The sequence below is a fragment of the Streptomyces sp. NPDC031340 genome (assembly GCF_055569945.1).
This window is the reverse complement of record NZ_JBVIIE010000015.1, coordinates 15,252-35,134: the sequence shown is the minus strand read 5'-3', so window position 1 is coordinate 35,134 and position 19,883 is coordinate 15,252. Positions and strand designations below refer to the sequence as shown.

Annotated in this window: 22 protein-coding genes; 9 read left to right on the top strand and 13 right to left on the bottom strand. The window is 70.7% G+C overall.

Annotated elements, in window-relative coordinates; genetic code table 11:
• Positions 1-195: 195 nt before the first annotated feature.
• From ACZ5GT_RS13930 to ACZ5GT_RS13920, 3 genes are all read right to left on the bottom strand, one after another.
• Entirely contained in the window at positions 196-2,226 is a 2,031-nt protein-coding gene (locus ACZ5GT_RS13930; protein ID WP_469020943.1) for a serine/threonine-protein kinase, read from the bottom strand.
• A gap of 81 nt (positions 2,227-2,307) precedes the next feature.
• Positions 2,308-2,766 carry a MarR family winged helix-turn-helix transcriptional regulator gene (locus ACZ5GT_RS13925; RefSeq protein WP_469020940.1) on the bottom strand — a complete coding sequence of 153 codons (459 nt, stop codon included), beginning with the start codon at positions 2,764-2,766 and terminating at the stop codon, positions 2,308-2,310.
• Complete coding sequence (locus ACZ5GT_RS13920) at positions 2,763-3,368, bottom strand: DJ-1/PfpI family protein (protein WP_469020936.1); 606 nt, start codon at positions 3,366-3,368, stop codon at positions 2,763-2,765. Before ACZ5GT_RS13920 ends, ACZ5GT_RS13925 begins: the two co-directional genes overlap by 4 nt.
• 223 nt (positions 3,369-3,591) lie before the next feature.
• Here ACZ5GT_RS13920 and ACZ5GT_RS13915 point away from each other — a divergent pair, with 223 nt between their 5' ends.
• The 4 genes from ACZ5GT_RS13915 to ACZ5GT_RS13900 all read left to right on the top strand — a co-directional run bounded on the left by ACZ5GT_RS13915 (position 3,592) and on the right by ACZ5GT_RS13900 (position 8,993).
• Positions 3,592-4,947, top strand: a complete 1,356-nt coding sequence (locus ACZ5GT_RS13915; protein ID WP_469020930.1) for an aminotransferase class III-fold pyridoxal phosphate-dependent enzyme — start codon at positions 3,592-3,594, stop codon at positions 4,945-4,947.
• A 151-nt stretch (positions 4,948-5,098) separates the two neighbouring features.
• Positions 5,099-5,800, top strand: coding sequence for a GntR family transcriptional regulator (locus ACZ5GT_RS13910; RefSeq protein ID WP_469020923.1), 702 nt, complete (start codon positions 5,099-5,101; stop codon positions 5,798-5,800).
• A complete protein-coding gene (locus ACZ5GT_RS13905; protein ID WP_469020917.1) occupies positions 5,797-8,238 on the top strand; it encodes a glycosyltransferase in 2,442 nt (813 codons plus the stop codon). Before ACZ5GT_RS13910 ends, ACZ5GT_RS13905 begins: the two co-directional genes overlap by 4 nt.
• 104 nt (positions 8,239-8,342) lie before the next feature.
• Positions 8,343-8,993 (top strand): hypothetical protein, encoded by a 651-nt coding sequence (locus ACZ5GT_RS13900; RefSeq protein WP_469020914.1) that lies wholly within the window; start codon positions 8,343-8,345, stop codon positions 8,991-8,993.
• Between the two features lie 60 nt (positions 8,994-9,053).
• Here ACZ5GT_RS13900 and ACZ5GT_RS13895 read toward each other — a convergent pair whose 3' ends face one another.
• The 4 genes from ACZ5GT_RS13895 to ACZ5GT_RS13880 all read right to left on the bottom strand — a co-directional run bounded on the left by ACZ5GT_RS13895 (position 9,054) and on the right by ACZ5GT_RS13880 (position 11,217).
• Positions 9,054-9,458, bottom strand: a complete 405-nt coding sequence (locus ACZ5GT_RS13895; protein WP_469020911.1) for a PIN domain-containing protein — start codon at positions 9,456-9,458, stop codon at positions 9,054-9,056.
• A gap of 5 nt (positions 9,459-9,463) precedes the next feature.
• Positions 9,464-9,727 carry a hypothetical protein gene (locus tag ACZ5GT_RS13890; protein WP_232108223.1) on the bottom strand — a complete coding sequence of 88 codons (264 nt, stop codon included), beginning with the start codon at positions 9,725-9,727 and terminating at the stop codon, positions 9,464-9,466.
• Between the two features lie 114 nt (positions 9,728-9,841).
• Complete coding sequence (locus ACZ5GT_RS13885) at positions 9,842-10,687, bottom strand: hypothetical protein (RefSeq protein WP_469020909.1); 846 nt, start codon at positions 10,685-10,687, stop codon at positions 9,842-9,844.
• 140 nt (positions 10,688-10,827) lie between these two features.
• The gene (locus tag ACZ5GT_RS13880) at positions 10,828-11,217 is read right to left on the bottom strand and encodes a hypothetical protein (RefSeq protein ID WP_469020907.1); all 390 of its coding nucleotides are present in this window, start codon (positions 11,215-11,217) and stop codon (positions 10,828-10,830) included.
• 124 nt (positions 11,218-11,341) lie between these two features.
• On the opposite strand from ACZ5GT_RS13880, the gene ACZ5GT_RS13875 reads away from it, so the two are divergent.
• Both ACZ5GT_RS13875 and ACZ5GT_RS13870 read left to right on the top strand, forming a co-directional pair.
• The gene (locus ACZ5GT_RS13875; protein ID WP_469021404.1) at positions 11,342-12,178 is read left to right on the top strand and encodes a helix-turn-helix domain-containing protein; all 837 of its coding nucleotides are present in this window, start codon (positions 11,342-11,344) and stop codon (positions 12,176-12,178) included.
• Entirely contained in the window at positions 12,175-12,360 is a 186-nt protein-coding gene (locus ACZ5GT_RS13870; protein WP_469020905.1) for a DUF397 domain-containing protein, read from the top strand. Before ACZ5GT_RS13875 ends, ACZ5GT_RS13870 begins: the two co-directional genes overlap by 4 nt.
• 82 nt (positions 12,361-12,442) lie before the next feature.
• Here ACZ5GT_RS13870 and ACZ5GT_RS13865 read toward each other — a convergent pair whose 3' ends face one another.
• Positions 12,443-12,982, bottom strand: a complete 540-nt coding sequence (locus ACZ5GT_RS13865) for a GNAT family N-acetyltransferase (protein ID WP_469021401.1) — start codon at positions 12,980-12,982, stop codon at positions 12,443-12,445.
• 145 nt (positions 12,983-13,127) lie between these two features.
• Positions 13,128-14,630: an aldehyde dehydrogenase family protein gene (locus ACZ5GT_RS13860; protein ID WP_469020903.1), complete on the bottom strand. Its 1,503-nt coding sequence runs from the start codon at positions 14,628-14,630 to the stop codon at positions 13,128-13,130.
• 154 nt (positions 14,631-14,784) lie between these two features.
• On the opposite strand from ACZ5GT_RS13860, the gene ACZ5GT_RS13855 reads away from it, so the two are divergent.
• Positions 14,785-15,354 carry a TetR/AcrR family transcriptional regulator gene (locus ACZ5GT_RS13855; RefSeq protein WP_469020901.1) on the top strand — a complete coding sequence of 190 codons (570 nt, stop codon included), beginning with the start codon at positions 14,785-14,787 and terminating at the stop codon, positions 15,352-15,354.
• Positions 15,355-15,513: 159 nt separating this feature from the next.
• Here ACZ5GT_RS13855 and ACZ5GT_RS13850 read toward each other — a convergent pair whose 3' ends face one another.
• The 3 genes from ACZ5GT_RS13850 to ACZ5GT_RS13840 all read right to left on the bottom strand — a co-directional run bounded on the left by ACZ5GT_RS13850 (position 15,514) and on the right by ACZ5GT_RS13840 (position 17,643).
• The gene (locus ACZ5GT_RS13850; RefSeq protein WP_469020898.1) at positions 15,514-16,359 is read right to left on the bottom strand and encodes a hypothetical protein; all 846 of its coding nucleotides are present in this window, start codon (positions 16,357-16,359) and stop codon (positions 15,514-15,516) included.
• Between the two features lie 211 nt (positions 16,360-16,570).
• Positions 16,571-17,071: a hypothetical protein gene (locus tag ACZ5GT_RS13845; RefSeq protein WP_469020895.1), complete on the bottom strand. Its 501-nt coding sequence runs from the start codon at positions 17,069-17,071 to the stop codon at positions 16,571-16,573.
• On the bottom strand, positions 17,065-17,643 hold the full coding sequence (locus ACZ5GT_RS13840) for a chymotrypsin family serine protease (RefSeq protein WP_469020889.1): 579 nt from the start codon (positions 17,641-17,643) through the stop codon (positions 17,065-17,067). The genes ACZ5GT_RS13845 and ACZ5GT_RS13840 overlap by 7 nt, the downstream gene beginning before the upstream one ends.
• Before the next feature lie 506 nt (positions 17,644-18,149).
• On the opposite strand from ACZ5GT_RS13840, the gene ACZ5GT_RS13835 reads away from it, so the two are divergent.
• Entirely contained in the window at positions 18,150-18,635 is a 486-nt protein-coding gene (locus tag ACZ5GT_RS13835) for a TetR/AcrR family transcriptional regulator (RefSeq protein ID WP_469020882.1), read from the top strand.
• A 1-nt stretch (position 18,636) separates the two neighbouring features.
• Positions 18,637-19,002 (top strand): hypothetical protein, encoded by a 366-nt coding sequence (locus tag ACZ5GT_RS13830; RefSeq protein ID WP_398274258.1) that lies wholly within the window; start codon positions 18,637-18,639, stop codon positions 19,000-19,002.
• Between the two features lie 31 nt (positions 19,003-19,033).
• Here ACZ5GT_RS13830 and ACZ5GT_RS13825 read toward each other — a convergent pair whose 3' ends face one another.
• On the bottom strand, positions 19,034-19,822 hold the full coding sequence (locus ACZ5GT_RS13825; RefSeq protein ID WP_469020873.1) for an SMI1/KNR4 family protein: 789 nt from the start codon (positions 19,820-19,822) through the stop codon (positions 19,034-19,036).
• Between the last annotated feature and the right edge of the window lie 61 nt (positions 19,823-19,883).

Genomic DNA, 19,883 nt, shown 5'->3' with positions numbered 1-19,883 from the left:
GCCGGCCCCCGCCGGTACGCAGACCCCCACAGGTGCGCCGACCTCGCAGGAATCGGTCCCGCAGGTGCACCGAGCCCCGCAGGTACGTCAGCCCGAGCAGGTCGACCGGACGGGTGGCCGCGCGGGCGGCCCGGGCGGCCTGGTCGAACAGGTGAACCGGGTCCCGCAAGCACGGCGGCCCCGCGGGTGCGTCGGTTATTGCTTGGTGTAGGTCAGGGACTCGCCGTTGCTGGTGTTGACGCGGTCCAGGGTGCCGTCCGGGCGCAGTGTGATCTCGGTGGAGCCGCCGGGTGAGCAGGAGCCGGAGTCGCCGCCGGAGGTCACGGTGGACGGGCCGATCTCCAGCGGTCCGCCGTCGGCCGGCTTCTCGCTGAGCGTGGCCTGGAACACGCAGTGGTAGTCGCCGCTGCTGGTGGGCCCGTCGGCGGTCAGGGAGAGCACCGTGTCGCCGACCTCGCCCTGCTGGATGGTCAGCCGGCGGGTGTGCTCGCCGTCCGCGTTGGTGATCGTGGCGGTCCAGGTGCCCAGGTAGCCGACCGGGATCGCGCCGTCCGGCGAGGCTGAGGCGGAGTCGGAGGGGGACGGCGACGCGGTCGTCGGCGTCGGCGTGGTCGGGCCGGGTGTGGGGGACGCGCTGGTGGTGGGGGCCGGGGAGTGCTTGTCGTCGGCCCGGTCGTCGCCGCCGCCGTTCATGAGGGCGTAGACCGTGCCGCCGGCGCCGAGCGCGACCACCAGGGCGATCGCGATCAGGGCCGCGGTGGAGCGGCCGTTCCGGCGCGGGGGCTCCGGCGGGGTGCCCGCGCCGGAGCCCGACGACGGGCCGTACGGCGGGGTGGGGCCGTAGGGCGGAGTGGGCCCGTACGGCGGGGTGGAGCCGAGCGCGCCGTAGGCGCCCGGGGACTGCTGGGGGTACCCGTAGGCGCCGGGCTGCTGCTGGGGGTGGCCGTAGGCGCCCGGCTGCTGGGGGTAGCCGTAGCCGTGGGACTGGGGGTGCTGCTGGGGCGCGCCGTATGCCGGGTGCGCGGGCGCGGGCGGGAGCGCCTGGCCGGCGGCCATCGTCGGGAGGTGGTTCAGCGGCGCGCCGTCGCCCGGCCGCCCCGGCGGCGGCGGAACCGCGAACGGCGCCGCCTGAGACGCCTGCTGAGGCGCCTGCTGCGGTTGCGGCTGCTGCGGCTGAGGCGCCTGCGCCGGCTCGGCGTCCGCGCCGATGCCGGCAGCCTCCCCCATGCCGCCGTCTTCACCGGCGGCGGGCGCGTGCCCGGGGGCGGCGGCCTCGGGCTTGCGGAGAGATGTCTCCGACGTCCGCTGCGGATCCTCCGTGTCCAGCAACTGCACCGCGTGCCGCCCGAGTTGGGCCACCAGCGCGCCCGGCAGCCACGGGTCCCGCGACCGCCCGTCCGCGACGGTGTCGTCGGCCCCGGTGCGGCTGAGGATCTGCTCCAGCGTGGGACGGGCCGCGGGGTCCTTCTTCAGGCAGTCCCGCACCAGGTCGGCGATCCCCTCGGGCATGCCCTCCAGGTCCGGCTCCTCCTCGGCGATGCGGAACATCAGGGCGTGCACCCCGCTGTTGGCGCTGCCGAAGGGGAGGTGGCCGGTGGCGGCGTAGGCCAGCACGGAGCCGAGACAGAAGACGTCGCAGGCCGGGGTGATCCGGTCGCCGCGCACCTGCTCGGGCGCCATGAAGCCGGGCGAGCCGACGAGCGCGCCGGTGCGGGTGAGCCCGCCGTCGGTCACCGTCTCCATGGCCCGCGCGATGCCGAAGTCGATGACGCGGGGACCGTCGATGGTCACCAGCACGTTGGACGGCTTCAGGTCGCGGTGGATGATCCCGGCGGCGTGGATGTCCTGCAGCGCGTGCGCGAGCCCGGCGGCGAGGATGCGCACCGAACGCTCGGGCAGCGCCCCGTGGTCGTGCCCGACGACCTGCTGGAGGCTCGGTCCGGCGACGTACCCGGTGGCGACCCACGGCACCGGCGCCTCGGTGTCGGCGTCCAGCACCGGCGCCGTCCAGTGGCCGCCGACCTGCCGCGCGGCCTGCACCTCCTGCCGGAACCGGGCCCGGAACTCCTCCTGCGCGGCCAGTTCCTCGCGCACCAGTTTCACGGCGACGGTACGCCCGCGGTCCGACCGCGCCAGATAGACGTACCCCATGCCGCCGGCGCCGAGCCGCGCCAGCAGCCGGTACGCGCCTATCCGCTGCGGATCCCCCGCCTGCAGCTTCTCCATCGCAGGCCCTCCCCCGTGCCGCCCCTGTTGCAACGGTCCCCCACGATAGTGGGGCCGTCCCGGCGGCGGGCAGGGCGGTCTCTACGGTTCCGTAACAGCAGTGCCGAGCCGGTCGAGCACCTCGGACAGCCGTTCCAGCGCCCGTACCGCGTCGGCGAGTTCGGCCTCGCCGAAGGCCTCCGCCAGCCGGTCGGCGAAGGCCGCGTGGCCGGGACCGATCCGCCCGACCGCGGCCCGCCCCGCCTCGGTGGGCGCGAGGAGCTTGGCGCGGCGGTGGGCGGGGTTGGGCCGGTACTCGGCGAGCCCTCGCTCGACGAGCAGGTCGGCGACGCGCTGGACGCTCTGCCGGGTGATGCCCATCGCGCGGGCGATCCCGGAGACCGGCAGCGGCTCGGCGAGGACCGCGCCGAGCACCTGCCACCAGGCGGCGGTGAGCCCGGCCGGCCGCGCCAGTTCCTCGGCGACGGCGAGGAACTGGCCGTTGAGCCGGAAGATCCCGAGGGCGCCGCGGCTGAACAGTTCCTGGCGCTCCCGGCTCACGCGGAACCGGCCCGCTGCAGCACGGCGTACGCCTCCGCGTCGGAGTCGTGGTGGAGCCGGTACCAGGCGTCCAGGACCTCGCCCTCGTACACCCCGAGCAGCCGGAGGATCTCCCGGGCGAAGGCGACCGGCTCGGTGGGCCCGGCGGTGACGAGGCCGCCGTCGGTGACGGCGTCGGCGTCGACGTACCGCCCGCTGCCCCGGTAGCCGGTGGCGGCGAGGTAGAAGGACACCGCGCCGGTGTGCCGCCGCTCGTCGAGCAGCCCCTCGCGGGCGAGCCCGGCGGTGGCCCCGCAGATCGCGGCGACGGGCACCCCCGCGTCGAGGAACTCGCGCGCCTTGCGGGCGAAGGGCGCGAGCCGGTCGCCCGCGTCCCACAGATCGGCGCCCGGCAGGATCAGCAGCGAGCTGCCCGACGGCCGTACGTCGTCCAGGACCAGGTCGGGGCGGACGGCCAGCCCCCCGATGCTGCGCACGGTGTCCGCCGAGGCCCCGACCGTCCGCACCGCGTACCCGGCCCGGGCGAGATACGCGGTCGCGTACCCGGTCTCCCAGTCGGCGAGGGTGTCGTAGACGGCGAGGTGTACGGGGTGACGGTTCACGGGTCCTCCTCGACACGGGTCCGAATATGACAACATGCTGTCATTTACGCAGCATACTGTCAAAGAGGAACAGGGGTCTGGAGTCGGGCCGGGGAGCGGCGCCCGCCCGCCCGCGTCGCCAGGCTGTCGCGCCGCCCCGTCGACAGACTGTCGCGCCGCCCCGCCGACCCCGGGACAGAACGCCGATGTCGCCTCCCCCTCCCGGGCGCCTACGCTCGCCGCCATGACCCCTCAGCCAAACCCCGAGGCCGGCGCGGCCGTGAAGGCCGCGGACCGTGCGCACGTGTTCCACTCCTGGTCCGCGCAGGAACTCATCGACCCGCTCGCCGTCGCCGGCGCCGAGGGCTCGTACTTCTGGGACTACGACGGCAAGCGATACCTGGACTTCACCAGCGGACTCGTCTACACGAACATCGGCTACCAGCACCCGAAGGTCGTCGCCGCGATCCAGGAGCAGGCCGCGCGGATGACGACGTTCGCGCCCGCCTTCGCGGTCGAGTCCCGCTCCGAGGCGGCCCGGCTGATCGCCGAGCGGACGCCCGGCGACCTGGACAAGATCTTCTTCACCAACGGCGGCGCCGACGCCGTCGAGCACGCGGTACGCATGGCGCGGCTGCACACCGGGCGGGCCAAGGTGCTGTCGGCGTACCGCTCGTACCACGGCGGCACCCAGCAGGCCGTCAACATCACCGGTGACCCCCGGCGCTGGGCCTCCGACAGCGCCACCGCCGGAGTCGTGCACTTCTGGGCGCCCTACCTGTACCGCTCCCGCTTCTACGCGGAGACCGAGGAGCAGGAGTGCGCGCGGGCGCTCGAGCACCTGGAGACGACCATCGCCTTCGAGGGGCCCGGCACCATCGCCGCGATCATCCTGGAGACCATCCCCGGCACGGCCGGGATCATGGTGCCGCCGCCCGGGTACCTGGCCGGGGTGCGCGAGCTGTGCGACAAGTACGGGATCGTGTTCGTCCTGGACGAGGTCATGGCCGGCTTCGGGCGGACCGGCGAGTGGTTCGCGGCCGACCTGTTCGGTGTCGTCCCGGACCTGATGACCTTCGCCAAGGGCGTCAACAGCGGTTACGTGCCGCTGGGCGGCGTCGCCATCTCCGGCGCGATAGCGGAGACCTTCGGCAAGCGGGCCTACCCGGGCGGCCTGACCTACTCCGGTCACCCGCTGGCCTGCGCGGCCGCCGTCGCGACGATCAACGCCATGGCGGAGGAGGGCGTCGTGGAGAACGCCCGGAACCTGGGCGCGTCCCTCGTCGGCCCGGCCCTGCGCGAGCTGGCCGAGCGGCACCCCAGCGTCGGCGAGGTCCGCGGCACCGGCATGTTCTGGGCGGTCGAACTGGTGAAGAACCGGGAGACGCGCGAGCCGCTGGTGCCGTACAACGCGGCCGGCGAGGCGAACGCCCCGATGGCCGCCTTCGCCGCCGCCGCGAAGAAGCACGGCATCTGGCCCTTCGTGAACATGAACCGCACCCACGTCGTGCCGCCGCTGAACACGAGCGAGGCCGAGCTGAAGGAGGGGCTGGCGGCACTGGACGCCGCGCTGACCGTGGCGGACGAGTACACGGTCTGACGGCCTGCTCCGGCTTTCCGCCGCCGGCCGCCCACAGTCGGGCGTCCGCCGCAACCCGGGGAATCCGAACGCGTAAGGTGGCGTGCTCGTAAAGGTATACGAGCACGTGCGCGAGCACGCCACCCGACCGCGACGAGGAGACGCCCGACCCATGCCCCCCAGCAGCGGAAGCGGCGCCGTCACCCGGAGCACCCTGCGGCAGCAGATCGCCGACGCGCTCCGCGACGAGGTGCTGGCGGGGCGGCTCCAGCCGGGGCAGGAGTTCACCGTCAAGGAGATCGCCGAGCAGTACGGGGTCTCCGCGACCCCCGTCCGCGAGGCCCTGGTCGACCTGGCCGCGCAGGGACTCCTCGACGCCGACCAGCACCGCGGATTCCACGTCCACGAGTACTCCGTGACGGACTACCGCGGCATCGTCGAGGCCCGCTCCCTGGTCACCGAGGGCATGTTCGACGCCATCGAGCGCGGCCACGAACGTTTCCGGCGCACCGACGCCCCGCGTGCCGCGGCCGCCCTCGCGGGCGTGCGGCGCCGCGCCGAGGAGGCCCGGCGGGCCGCGCTGGCCGGCGACCTGACCGTACTGATCGGCTACGACCTGCGGTTCTGGCGCGAACTGGGCGCCCTCTTCGGCAACCCCTACCTCTCCGACTTCCTGCACCGGCTGCGCGTGCAGTCCTGGGTGTGCGCGGTGCAGCACCTGCGCCGGCTGGCCGACCTGCGCGGTGTGCTGTGGTACCGCCACACCGATCTGGTCGACTCCCTGGCGCAGCGCGACACCGCGACCGCCCGCGGCATCGTCCAGGCGTACGACGCCCACACGCTGGCCCTCATCGAGCGGCTGGCCGCCCGGTGAGCGGGCCGGCCGAGGTCGTCGACCTCTCCGTGGTCATTCCCGCCTACAACGAGGAGCGGCGGCTCGGGCCGACGCTCGACGCCGTCACCCGCTACCTGAGCGAGAACGAGGGCCGCTGGGGCACCTGGGAGGTCGTCGTCGCCGACGACGGCTCCAGCGACGGGACCCGGGACCTGGTCACCGCGCGCGAGGACCCCCGCGTCCGGCTGGTCGCAGGCCCCCGCAACCGCGGCAAGGGCAGCGCCCTGCGCCTGGGCGTCGCCGCCTCCACCGGGCGCCGTGTGCTGGTCACGGACGCCGATCTGGCGGCGCCGATCGAGGAGCTGGAGAAGCTCGACAAGGCGCTGAGCGAGGGCAACGCGGCCGCGATCGGCTCCCGTTCGGTGCCCGGCGCGACCATAGAGGACCGCCAGCACCGGCTGCGTGAACTGCTCGGCCGCGCCGGCAACGTACTGATACGCCGCACAGCCGTGCCCGGCATACGGGACACCCAGTGCGGCTTCAAGCTGTTCGAGGGCGACCGGGCCCGCGAGGCGTTCGCCGCCTCCCGGCTCAACGGCTGGGGCATCGACGTGGAGGTGCTGCGCCACCTGCACCGCGCCGACCGGCAGATCGCCGAGGTCCCCGTCCGCTGGTCCCACCAGCCCGGCTCGAAGGTGCGCTCCCTCGACTACCTCCACGTCCTCGCCGAACTGACCCTGCTGCGCGCCCGCGCCGTGCGCCCGGCCGACGTGCTGGCCGTGACCCTGTTCCTGCTGATGTCGGCGGCCCTGTACTCGGGCCGGCTGACCGACCCGGGCCACCGCTACCTCCCCGACTCCCTCCAGGACCAGAACCAGTGGGAGTGGTTCTTCGCGGTCACCGCCGACAACGTCGCCCATCTGCGCAACCCGCTCTTCACCGACCTCCAGGGCTTCCCCGACGGCGTGAACCTCATGGCCAACACGGTCATGCTGGGCCTGTCCGTGCCGTTCGCCCCGCTGACCCTGCTCGCCGGGCCGGCGATCTCGCTGAGCGTCGCCATGGCGCTGGGCCTGGCCGCCACGGCCGCCGCCTGGTACTGGCTGATCGTGAAACGGGTCGTACGACGCCGCGCCGCGGCCTTCACCGGCGCGGCCCTCGCCGCGTTCGCGCCGCCCATGGTCAGCCACGCCAACGCGCACCCCAACTTCGTGATCCTGTTCATGATCCCGCTGATCGTCGACCGCGCCCTGCGCCTGTGCGCGGGCACCCGGGTGGTGCGGGACGGCATCGTGCTCGGGCTGATGGCGGCCTACCAGGTCTTCCTCGGCGAGGAGCCGCTGCTGCTCGCGTCGATCGGCATGGTCCTGTTCGCGGGCGCCTACGGGGTCGCGCGGCGGGATGTCGTACGGGCCGCCCGGCGACCGCTGCTGAAGGGCCTGGGGATCGGCGCGGCGGTCTGCCTGCCGCTGGTCGCCCTCCCCCTGGCCTGGCAGTTCGCCGGCCCGCAGAGCTACCAGAGCGTGCTGCACGGCGACAACGCGGGCAACAGCCCCCTCGCCCTGCTGTCGTTCGCCGAGCGTTCCCTGATGTGGGGCGACGCGGCCCGCGCGAACGCCCTCTCGCTCAACCCGACCGAGCAGAACGCCTTCTACGGCTGGCCGCTGGTCGCCGTCGCCCTCGCGATCGTCGTACGGCTGTGGGAGCAGGCGCTGGTCAAGGCGCTGGCGTTCACGGCGGTGGCCGCCGCGGTGCTCTCCCTCGGCCCCAAGTTCCGCATCCCGATGACGGACCAGGTCTACCCCGGCCCCTGGGCACTGCTCGCCCACAAGCCGCTCTTCGAGTCGGTCATCGAGGGCCGGGTCGCGATGATCTGCGCGCCGGTGCTCGGCATGCTGCTCGCGCTCGCGGTGGACAGGCTGGCGGCCACCCGCACCCCGGGCACCCAGTACATCGGCCTGCTCGGCGTCTGCCTCGCCCTGCTGCCGCTGATCCCGGCCCCGCTGAAGGCGGTCGACCGGGCCGAGACCCCGGCCTTCTTCACCGACGGGGCGTGGAAGCGCTACGTCCGCGACGGCGAGTCGCTGGTCACCGTGCCGCTTCCGGACCCCGGCAACGCGGAGGCGCTGCACTGGCAGACCGAGGCCGGCCTCGGTTTCCGGCTGCCCGGCGGCTACTTCAACGGCCCCTACGGCGAGGACCGCATCGGCATCTACGGGGCGGTGCCGCGCTACACCTCGAACATGCTGCGCGAGGTCCGCTACACGGGCGTGGTCCCGGCCATCGGCGAGAACTGGCGGGCGCAGGCCCGCCGGGACTTCGCCTTCTGGAAGGCGGGCGTAGTCGTCGTCGCCCCGCAGCCACACGACGACGCCCTCCGCAAGGCCGTCACCGAACTCGTGGGCCGGGAAGGGAAGTGGGTCGACGGCGTGTGGGTATGGGACCTGCACGACGCGCATCCGCGCGAGGCGAGCTGACGCGAACGGAGGGGGCTCGCCCCGGGCCGCACCGACTACCCTGCCATGACCACCCTGCTGCTGTCTGAGCTTGCTGTCCGAGCTTGTTGTCTGAGGAGCCCTCTTTGGCCTGTGACCTGTGGCTGGTACCGCTCGTCGACGTGTTGTGCCACACGCCCGACAACCCGTTCGCCGAGGAACTCGCGCAATACAACAAGGCGCTCGCCGAGGCCGGGCTGCCGCCGGTGCCGGTCTACCAGTACATGCCGGGGCTGTCCGGCGAGGTCGCCCCGGTGGCCGGCTTCGACTACGACGCGCTGCACTTCCTGCGCCGCGTCTACCTCCTCCAACTGTGCGGGCTCCCGCTGACGCCGGTCGACGCCCTGGGCGGCGACTACGAGCAGCTGCTGGAGATGTTCGAGTCGACGGCGCAGCAGTCGCACCTGGTGTGGCACTACGACCACGCGGGCGCGTACGTCCCCGTCGACTTCCCCGCCCCGCTGTCCAACGACGACCTGCTGGCGAACGGCGGCCCGCTGGGCTCCTCCCAGGCGCTGCTGCGGGAGCTGGAGTTCGTGGCCCCGTCGATCGGCATCGACCCGGCCAACCCGCCGGCCGCCCCGGCGCCCCCGTCGGCCCCCACGGAGCTGGAGGAACCGGCCGTCCCCGCCCCGTACGACCCCAGCCCCTTCGCCCGCGAACGCCACGTCTGGCTGGGCCTGCACGCGGCGGCGACCCGATCCCTGGCCCAGGGCTCGATGATCGTCTTCAGCTGAGCGGGTCGTCCGCCGCCGGCCGGAGGGAAGGGCACCCGCGCGGGCGGGTGCCCTTCCGACTCACCGCCCGCGCGGCAACTTGATCGTGCGGACGAGTGGCATGTCCGCGTACAGGCCGGGGTCCGCGGTCAAGACGTGCCGTCCGTCCGGCCAGTCCACGGTCGGCCTGGACAGGTGGACCGCGTGGCCGAGCCGCCATTCCACCCCGTCACGCAGCAGCGCCCCCACGGTCGAGGCACCCGCGAAGTCCAGCTCGACGATCTCGACGGCCGGAAGAGCACCGACGTGCTCGGCGAGCCCCTTGCGCATGCCGTCGGCAGCGGCCAGGCAGAGCGCGGGCACGTAGACGTGCCGGGTGGCTCCGTGCTCGGTGTTCGCGACGAACTGCGAGGCGAGCGGGTTCCCCGACCCCAGCGCCAGCAGGGCGGACTCGTCGAAGACGACGCCGGTCGACCCTGCCCTCATGCCGCTCACAGGCTGTCCACCGGCCGGCCAGCCTCAAGGTCCTGCCAGACCTTCTCCACCCTGTCGTGGTCCTCGTCCGTGAGCGTCACACCGAAGTGCGTCTCGCAGTACGCCTTCGTCTCCTCGTACCGCTTGCGCAGTTCCTCCTGCGTGGGAGTGGCGCCCGCCAGCTCGGCGATCAGGTCGCGCATGGTCATCCCCCGCTCGCGGGCAAGCACCATGAGGCGGTCACGGACAGCGGGATCGACCTTGACGGTGGTGTCAGCCATGACGCAAGTATACCGCCGGTATACCGTTTCGGGCCTCTCAAGTACTGCGGTCATCACATTCCTCTCTGTCGGGTCAACCCGGCCACACGGGTGTGCGGCCGGGAGCTTGTGCGCCTACGCGGGCGCCGGCTGCCCCCGCAGCAGGGCGCGGGCCAGCGCGCCGCCACGCCGCGCGGCCTCCCGGTAGGCGGACGGACCGGGCCTGCGGAACTCGGCCGCCACGACCTCGACGGCCGTTACCGGCACCGCCGTCGGCCCGGCCGGGCGCTTGCGGCGCAGCCGGTTCTCCACGATCGCGGCGGCCGAGTACACCCGGGACGGCAGACCGTCCACCAACGCGGCCCGCACCTGCGCGCTGCTCGCCCCCGCGTCCCACCACTCCTCCACCAGCGGCGCAAGCCGCAGCGCGTCGGCGGCGCCGAGGGTGAGCCGAGGCTCGGCCCGCCCGAGCGAGCCGAGCAACTTCGCCGCGAGCGCCGTGCGTTCACCGATCGCGGCCTGCTCGGCCGCGTCGTCCGCCTCGGCCACGGGCGGCGGAGGCGGGGAGGGAGGTTCTTGTTCCCCGGTCTTTTCTCCCGAAGGGAGCGGGCCCGAGGGCTCGCCGTCCGCCACGCCGGAGGCCAGGTCTTGGACTTCTTCCTCTTCACCCGCGGGTGGCTCGTCCTCGTACGGGGTGTCGAACACCTCGTAGACGGTGAAGAGTTGGCCGTTCTCCCGGCTCTTCCGCACCACCCGCCGCAGATACCGGGATTCCTCCAGTTCATGCAGCGCGGCGGCGATCCGCGCCCGGCCTTCCTTGCGCTGCTCGGCGAGCGTGCGGATGGTGACCCGGGCCTCGTTCGGGAGGCTCAATAGGTACGTCAGTACGCCGACCGCGCACCAGGAGATGCTGCGATCACGCAGGAGAGCGTTGGAGAAGACGGAAAAGGCGCGCGTGGGCGTCGTACGATGAATGCGCATCGGGAGGTTCAGCTCCTGGTGTCGAGCCCCCGGGTGTTGGCGCACCGCGGGGGCGTTTCTTTGCTGCCGTGACTCTATGGGCACGCAGAGCGACGAGCGCAAGCCGGAACGGGCTTTTACCAGGCGGAACTTCCCGTCTTTCACTCCGGCGAGTGAAGCGCGGAGCGCAGGAGCAGGGTGTGGACGAGCCGGTCGCATCCGGTGGGCTGATAACGCCAACTCAGCGGCCAGGTATCCCCATCCAGCGCGGGAACCGGGATGTACGAGACGTGGTGCGGACCCGCGGTCAGCCGCGTGACGCCGTCCGGCCAGGCGCGGTGGGAGGTACTGCCGACCGGCACGAGGAAGTAGACCGCCCGGCGCCCGTTCGCCTCCTCCACCACGGGCCCGGGATCACCGCAGGTCATCCGCGCGAGCCGGTCCGCCAGGGCGCGGCCTTCGTCGCCGTCGACCCGTACCGCGTCGAACTGAACTCCAGCTCTGCGGAGTTGGATACCCCTCGCCGGAATCCATGCACTTTCCGTGTTCATAGGGAGAGTTTCGGCAGGCGCGGCTACTTTCTTCATGACTCTGAGTCGCCGGTCAACCACGGTTGGATACCGGCGGCAGCGGGTCATGACCGGTTGAGTTCGGTTGAATCCGGGGGTGACCGCGATGGCGCGGGCCGAGAACAAGACGGAGGCGGGCGGCACGGCACATCTCGTCGCCGCCCTGGCAAAGGCGTTGCGAGAGCAACAGGACCTTTCCCAGGAGCAGTTGGGCAGGCTGATCGGCTACACGGCGTCGGCGGTGAGCGCGATGGAGACGTGCGCACAGCCCGCGAGCGACCAGATGCTGGCGAAGCTGGAGGAGGCGATCGGTGGCGGGCTGGGGGTGTTCGAGAAGGCGCGTACCTTGATGCGGCTGGACAAATATCCGGCGCAGTTCAAGGACTACGTGTTGCTGGAGCAGCGCGCGCTGACGCTCTCGACGTACGTGACCTTCGTGGTCCACGGGCTGTTCCAGACCGAGGACTACGCCCGCGCCCTGATCGGCGGCGGCTATCCGCCCCTCAAGGACCAGCGCGTCGAGGAGCTGGTGGAAGGGCGGATGGCGCGGCGGGCCCTGTTCGACCGAGAGCCCACGGCCCTGATCGAGTTGGTCGTCGAAGAGTCCGCGTTGCGCCGTCCGATCGGCAGCCGAGCTGTCATGCACGGGCAGTTGCTGCACCTCGCCGAGTGCGCCAAGCGCCGCAACGTCACTCTCCAGGTGCTGCCGATGGACTGCGGGCTGGACGGTGAACACTTCGGCTGCCGGAGCGACATGACCCTGGTGGATACTCCACGACACGAGCACCTCGTCTACCTGGAGCCCCAGGACGAGAGCCTCCTCGTGAGCGATCCCGCAAAGGTGACGACATACTCCCAGCGCTATGCGAAGATCCGCTCACAGGCCTTGGGCCCTCGTGAATCGCTGGGCCTCATCGAGCGGTTGGCAGGAGAAATCCAGTGACCAGCACCCTCCGGTGGTTCAAGTCCAGTCACAGCAGCGACAGCGGCGGAGAGTGCGTCGAGATAGCCGTCTGCCCCCGTGCCGTCCACGTCCGTGACTCCAAGAACGCCGACGGCCCACACCTCACCGTTTCCGGTGAGGCCTGGGCCGCCTTCCTCCACCGTCCGCTCACCCGGCGTTGACCCGGTTGCCGACTGTGGAGGGTCGCCCGAAGTCAGGGGGTGTACCAGGCCGCCCCCACACTCTTCGGGATGACCCGCGAGCTCAGTCGAAGGGCGTGACCGAGGCCCGCAGGCCGAGCCACTGATCGGCGTCCCAGGCCCGGAACCGCTCCACTTCGGTGAACCCCAGCTTCGCGGCGAGGCGCATCGAGGCGGCGTTGGCCGTTTGAGTGGCGAGCACCACCGGCTCACCGGGAAAGACACCTCCGAGCCAGTCAAGTGCCGCCGCGCACGCCTCGGTGGCATATCCGAACCCCCACGCCCGTGGCAGAAACAGGTAGCCGAGGTCGACCATCCCCACGGCAGCAGGGCGACGGTGCTCCGTGGCTCTCCTGAGCAGGAGCTGGCCGATCATCGCCCCGTCCAGATCGACGACGAAGCTCCCGGGCCATTGCTCCGGCACTTCGGGCAACTCGCGCTCGAGCTCGGCGCGAGGGCGTGGTCCGCCCAGGTAGGTGTGCACATCTGGCGACGCCAACAACTCGACGAATGTCTCACGGTCCCGGGCCTCGGGCTCACGCAGCACGAGCCTCTCGGTCTTGATCGGCGCAGGCGGCCACGCAACGGGCCCGAGATCATTCATGCCGGCCAGCCAATCAGCAGGCTCAGCAGCGATCAAGACTCGCGAACCCTCCACCATCAGCACCGCGCCGGCCCGCGAGACAGCACCAGCCCCACCGCCCCGGACGCGGACGCGGACGGGCGGACAGAACCCAAAGGTGGCGTGGTCACAGCGCGATGCGAACGGTCTTGACCTGGGTGTAGGTGTCGAGTCCTTCCAGGCCGCCTTCGCGGCCCAGGCCGGACTGCTTGTAACCGCCGAAGGGGAGGTTGCCGGTGCTCATCTCGGCCCAGGTGTTGATCCAGACGGTGCCGGCCTCGATGGCTGCGGCCATGCGGTGTGCGGTGGTGAGGTCGGTGGTCCACACGGAGGCGGCCAGTCCGTAGTCGGTGTCGTTGGCCTGGGCGATGGCGTCGTCGATGTCGGTGAAGGTGGTGATCACACCGACGGGGCCGAAGATCTCCTCGCGGACGACGCGCATGTCGGGGCGGACGTCGTCGAGGAGGGTGGGGGCGAAGAAGTATCCGTGGTCACCGAAGCGCCCGCCGCCGGTCACCACGTTCGCACCCTCCTCGCGGGCGACGTCGAGGTAGGAGCTGACGCGGTCGAACTGCGCCTTGGTGGAGAGCGGTCCGACCAGCGTGCCCTGGGTCAGCGGGTCGCCCGGGGTGAATGCCTCCATCGTCTTCAGCAGCTTCTCGACGAACTCCTCGCGGATGCCCTCCTCGACGAACACCCGTGATCCGGCGACGCAGGCCTGGCCCGCGTTGCCCAGGAAGCCGGCTGCCACGCCGCGGACCGCGACGTCGAGGTCGGCGTCGGCGAAGACGATGGACGGCGACTTGCCGCCGAGTTCGAGGGTGACGCGCTTGAGCGTGTCGGTGGCCTGGCGCTGGACCAGCTTGCCGGTCGCGGTCGACCCGGTGAAGGCGATCTTCGCGACACCGGGGTGCGCGACCAGCGCCTGGCCCGCCTCGGCGCCCAGGCCGGTGACGACGTTCACGACACCGGCCGGCAGGTCGGTGCCGGCCAGCAGCTCGGCCAGGCGCAGCGTGCTCAGCGAGGCGGTCTCGGCCGGCTTGAGCACGACGGTGTTACCGGCGGCCAGGGCCGGGGCGAGCTTGCCGGGCAGTTGGCCCATCGGACCGTTCCAGCCCCAGATGATGCCGACGACACCGAGGGGCTCCTTGCGGGTGTAGGCCATGCGGTCCTTGCCTGCGGGAACACTCACGCCGGACAGCTTGGTGGGCCAGCCCGCGTAGTAGCGGAAGACCTCACTCGCCTCGGCCAGCATGTGTGCGGTCAGCATGCGGGGTGCGCCCATGTTGGCCGAGTCGATGGTGGCCAGTTCGTCGGCGTGCTCCTCGATGACGTCGGCGATCTGGTTCAGGATCCGGCCGCGCCGGTCGGGGCTCATATCCGCCCAGGCGGGATCGATGAACGCCGCGCGCGCGGCCCTGACCGCGGCGTCAATGTCGGCTGCCTCGCCGCGCCCCACACTGGCCAGCGCCTCCTCGGTGGCCGGGTCGGTGTTCGGCAGCGTTCGTCCGGAGACTGCGGCGACCTGTCGGCCTCCGATCCACATCATCCGCTCCCCGGCCCGTACGAACGCGGGGATGTCACGGCTGGCGGTGTCGGCGACGCGCGGGACGCTCACAGTTGCGGCCATGGTTGTTCCTCTCCTGGTGTCCTGATCAGCAGATCCACCTAAACGGATTGCCTGTCCATTTAACGTAACGGACAGGCTGTCCGTTTACAAGAGGAAGTGAGAAGGGTGTCCGGTACGCTGAGGTTCTGGACGCCGAAGGAAGGAAGCATCCGCCGTGAGCGCTGAGCCCGCACCTGCCCGACGTGCCGACGCGGAGCGCAACCGGTCGAAGATCATCGCGGTCGCCCGCGAGGCCTTCGCCGAACCCGGTGCCGCACCGTCGATGGCCGAGATCGCCCGACGTGCCGGCGTCGGCATGGCCACGCTCTACCGCAACTTCCCCGGCAGACTCGAACTGGTCGAGGAACTCTTCCGTCACACCGTCGACGACATGTGCCGAGCCGCCGAATCCGTCAGCGGCGACACGCCTGGCGAGGCCTTCTTCGCCTGGCTCATCCGCTTCCACGCCATCGGCACCCGCAAAGGCCCTCTCGCCTCCGTCCTCCTCGCCGAGTCCGCCAACGGCACCCCCATCCTCCGCGCCAGCCGCTCCCGCACGATCGCGGCCGGCGAACCCCTTTTCCGCGCCGCGCAACGCAGCGGAGAAGTACGCGACGACGTCTCGCTCGGACAGATCCTCGACGGCCTCGTCGCACTCGCCGGCATCGACAACGACCCGGACTTCCCCGGCGCCCTGATCCGCATCCTGCTCGACGGCCTGCGCCCGAACGCAGCCACGTCATGAGCGGAGCGCCGACCGCGCGGTGAAGGCAGCGGCGTCCCCACGGCCACAAGAAGGAGCGGGTAGTCGGCGTTCGTCTCCCCGTAAAGACCCGCGCCAACGCGGACGGCCCACACCTCACCGTCTCCGGTGAGGCCTGGGCCGCCTTCCTCCACCGTCCGCTCAGCCGGCGTTGACCTTGACGTAGTCGCCGGTGGACGTCTTCGCGCCGGTGGTGGCCGTGCCCGCGAACTGGTAGCGGAAGTAGCCGCTCTTGGTGGCCTTGACCGTGGTGGACAGGGCGCCGCCGGTGCCGGACGTCACCGTCTTGACGGTCGTGTACGTGGTGCTGCCGGCCGGGCGGAACTGCAGCTTCACCGACTGGCCCTGGTAGCCCGTGTACGTGCCCGTGGGCCAGCTGGCGCGGGTCAGCTTGCCCTTGACGGTGAGGGTCTTGCCCTTGACCACGGGCTCCGGTGCCGCGTCGGCGGTGAGCTTCGCGGCGCGCTTGATCTGGAGGGTGCCGAGGTTGCCCCAGATGTCGTAGCCGTAGCCGTAGCTGACGTGGCCGTCGGAGTCGTCGCTGTCCTCGTTGACGTGGCTGTAGAAGCCGCCCGCTTTCCAGGTGGTGGCGTCGGCGGGCGCGTGAAGGCTGTCCCAGGGGTCGACGGTGATCGTCTCCGTGCACGCCTCGCTCACCGTGGTGTCCGTCGTGGCAGTGGTGGTGCAGGTCGGCGCGGCGTCGGGGTCGATGCTGTTCGCCATGTCGCTGAGCTTGCCGCGGTAGAGCAGCACGCCGACGAAGGTCGTCTTGTAGTCGATCACCAGGTCGGACGGCCGGGTCAGCGTGTACGTCACCGGCACCTTCACCGTGGCGGTCGTACCGACCACGATCCCCTTGCCCAGGTTCACCGTGACGTCGGAGAAGACCAGGTCCGGGCTGGTGGTGGCGGCCGAGGCGAGAGGCGCGGCAAGGCCGGTCAGAGCCAGGGCGCCGGACAGGGCTGCGCCTATGGCGAGCTTTCGCATGTGTTCCCCACCTTTGGCAGCGAGCCCCTGGGCGAGTGCGCTCCAGAACAAGGGTCCGCTGGTGAGGGTGAGCCTAGAGGGTGGGGGACGGTGAGGGGTACGTGATCTTGCTATGAAAGGCATCGATCCCGGCTTGCCCGGTGCCGAGCAGGGTGCTGGTCTGATCAGCGCCCCTCCACAGCCGGTTGCCGGCTGTGGAGGGGCGCCCGTGTCAGGGGGATTCGGAACTGGCGGGTGATGCAAGTGACTTGAGGTGGTCGCGCCAGGCGGCCGACACGCTCGGCGGGATTCTTGTGGTCAGTCCGCCGTGCTTGGTGAAGGCGAGTCCGCGGGTGTAGGCGCCGCCGCCGCAGCCGTCGGACTGGTGCTCGAGCCGCACATCGGAGGAGGCGTCGATTTCGGGGCTGCTGCTTCCCTTCGGGGTGACCCGGAAGCGGACTGTGCCGGTGGCGGGGTCGACGTCGTCGGGCAGGGGGAGCCTTACATGCGTGATGTCTTCCTGTTGGAGCCGGCCCTTCACGCACTTGTTCCGTGCGCACAATTCGTAGGAGGCACCATCGAGGTCGGTGTAGCCCTCCTGGAGGAACATCACCCCTACGCCGGACTTGACGACCACGCCGGCGCACGGCTTGGAGTCGGCGCACGCCGATGCGGTCGAGATCACTGCAACAACGGCTGCCCAGACACTCAGCCTCATGGTGTAGCTCACCACTTCTTGACCCCTCCTGGGAGTGCCTTCTCCGCCAGTGCGATGTCCGTGAAGTACACGGTGCATTTGCCGTCCCACGCGTCGCTGCACTCGCCGTCGTCGGTCCTCGTGGCGCAGCCTGCGCCGGAGATGATCCCCTTGGCATTGACGTGGCCGTTGGACTTCACGGTGTAGACGGGCCCGCCGGAGTCACCCTTGATCACGCAGGAACCGGAGTTCTTTTGGCCCTCGGTCATGTTGTGGACGATCTCGTTGCCATACTTGACCCGTATCTTGCCTGCTGTGACCTTCCATCCGCACACCTCGCTGGAGCGGGCTCCGCCGGTGCAGAACTTTTGGCCCTTCTTCGAGCGTGTGGTGAACCGATTGTCGACGCGGCGCAGCACGCTGTCCTTCTTGTAGATACGGGCGGATACGGTGTACGTGTTCTCGCGGACCTCGATCAGCGACAGGTCTCCTGACCAGTAGCTCTGGCCGGAGAGTTTGACTGAGCCCTTGCCCTGGGCGTAATTGTCGACATCGACGAAACCGACGGTGACCGAGTTGTCAGGTGAGGTGTTGTCCCAACTGTCCATGTAGCCGTCGGCGTAGGTGCAGTGCCCAGCGCTGTCAGCAGGAGGAAATATTGAAATACCCCATAGGGAACATACGGAGCGCCCTGCGATCTTGATTCAACCCGGCCTCAGCCAGGACCAGTTGACAGGCTGTCGGTTTTGAGTGAGAACGGGACCCCGGAATCTACCAAGAAGTGGATCGTGTCGCCCTTACGGACGCCAGAGAGGAGAGCTTCACACCTCGCATCGAATGTGATGAGAATGCGATGATCAAGGCCCGACATCGTGAAAAATGCAGGTCAGTCGATTTCACAGCCCGTTCGACCCGAACAGGAGCGGGATGGCTGGCATGACGGTGGCGTACATGGCACTGAACTAGAGCTTCACCGGCTTGACCGCACAGCCCTCACACCTGCCCGCGGCCCAGCAGGCGCGGGTCAGCTCGCCTACCTCTCACGCCTCCAGCATCCCCGTAAAAGAACGATCGTTCTTGACTGATCGTTCTTGAATCGCATACGGTCATGGGCATGGGACGACCACGCGCCTTCGACACCGAGCAGGCCGTCAGTGCCGCGGCCGCCGTCTTCGCCACTCACGGCTACGAGGGCACCTCGGTGGACGACCTGGTCGCAGCCACCGGCATCCACCGAGGCAGTCTCTACAAGGTCTTCGGCTCCAAGCGGGGCCTGCATCTGACCGCCCTCCGCAACCACCTCGATCACGAGATCCACCCGGCCACCGCCGCCATCGCCGCCCTCACCGACCCCGCGCAGGCGTTGGCGGCAGCCATCGCCTCGTACGACAGCGGCCCGGCCGCCGGACTTCTCCTCCTGGCCGCCGCCGAACGCGCCGCCCACGACCCCGAGGTCGCAGCGCTGGTCACCGAAGGCATCACCGCGCTGGAGGACGCCCTGCGCCCCTCCCACGGTGACGCCGCCCCCCAACTCGCCTCCACCGTCCTCGGTACCCGCCTGCGGCTGCGCGCCCGGCCGGCCGCCCCCAAGGAGCACTGACATGGCCCTGATCTCCATCGACCGTGAACGCGGCCTGCTGATAGCTGAGTTCCAGGGCCTCGACAAGCTCTGGACTCTCAAGAGCCGCCTGGAAATCCCCCTCACCCACGTGCGTGGCGCCACCCACGACCCCGGCATCGCCCGCGAGCCGAAGGGCATGCGCGTCGCCGGCACCTACTTCCCCGGTGTGATCACCGCCGGCCGCTTCCGGCACAACGGTGAACGCCTCTTCTGGGACGTGAAGAACCCGGACAAGGCGGTCGTCATCGAACTCGCCGACGGCGAGAGCTACGACCGCCTCGTCATCGAGGTCGACGATCCGCGCGCCACCGTGGCCCTCATCGAGCAGTCCATCACCCGCGCCTGAACCGGATCGAGTCTCAGGTCACCGCGCTGCGCTACTTCGCTCTCGACGGCACCTCTGAGGCAGCCGGGGGCAGCGCGGCGATGAGGCGAGCCCCGGCCGACTGATCGTCGTACGATCTCAGCGCCTGTGCCAGGCTGGTCCTGGTCCGCAGCGTGGTGATGAGCTCGCGGAGCAACTGGTCCGTCGTGGCCCACAGGTAGCAGGCCCAGCCGCCCCACATCTCCTCGAGCAGGGTGATGCGCTGGTCGCCCGCGGCTCCGACGAACCGATGAGTGGTGCTGTTGGCGGTGCTCGGCAGGCGTTCGAACAGCTCCCCCAGGGCTGTCAGGTCGGCTGGTGTCGGCTGTTCCCCCTTCGAGTGGACGTGGCGGTTCTCGTCTCCGGTCGGCCGGTCCCAGATCTGGGTCAGGACGAACTCGGAGAAGCTCCGGGCGTGTGGCAGCCAGCTGTCAGGGTCGAGGTCCTCGAACGACACCACGACCTCCGGGTCCGCGGAGCCGTCGAGCCGCACGGCCCAGTAGCAGACGCCCTGGTTCTCGACCATGAACGGCAGCAGCCCCTGCGACGCGACCGGGTCGGGGCAGTCCGATTCCTCGTCTGCTGGCCGGCCGAGCTCTTCGATCCGGTAAGGGCGGTCGTCGTTGCTGTAACGCCGCAGGATCTCCACCGCCGAGGCGAGCGAGTACCACTCCCGCACCGACGCGGGCAGGGTGATGTCGTGCCCGGTCTCCAACTCGTCGAGCGCGACGACCGCCGCGCTCGACACAGCGGCCGATTGGCCGGCCAACTGGAGGGCTTGCTGGTGGTACTGGAGATCCACGGTTTCCTCACGTAGCGAGCTGGGCCGGCCGGTACACCGTACCGGCCACCGATTGCCGGCC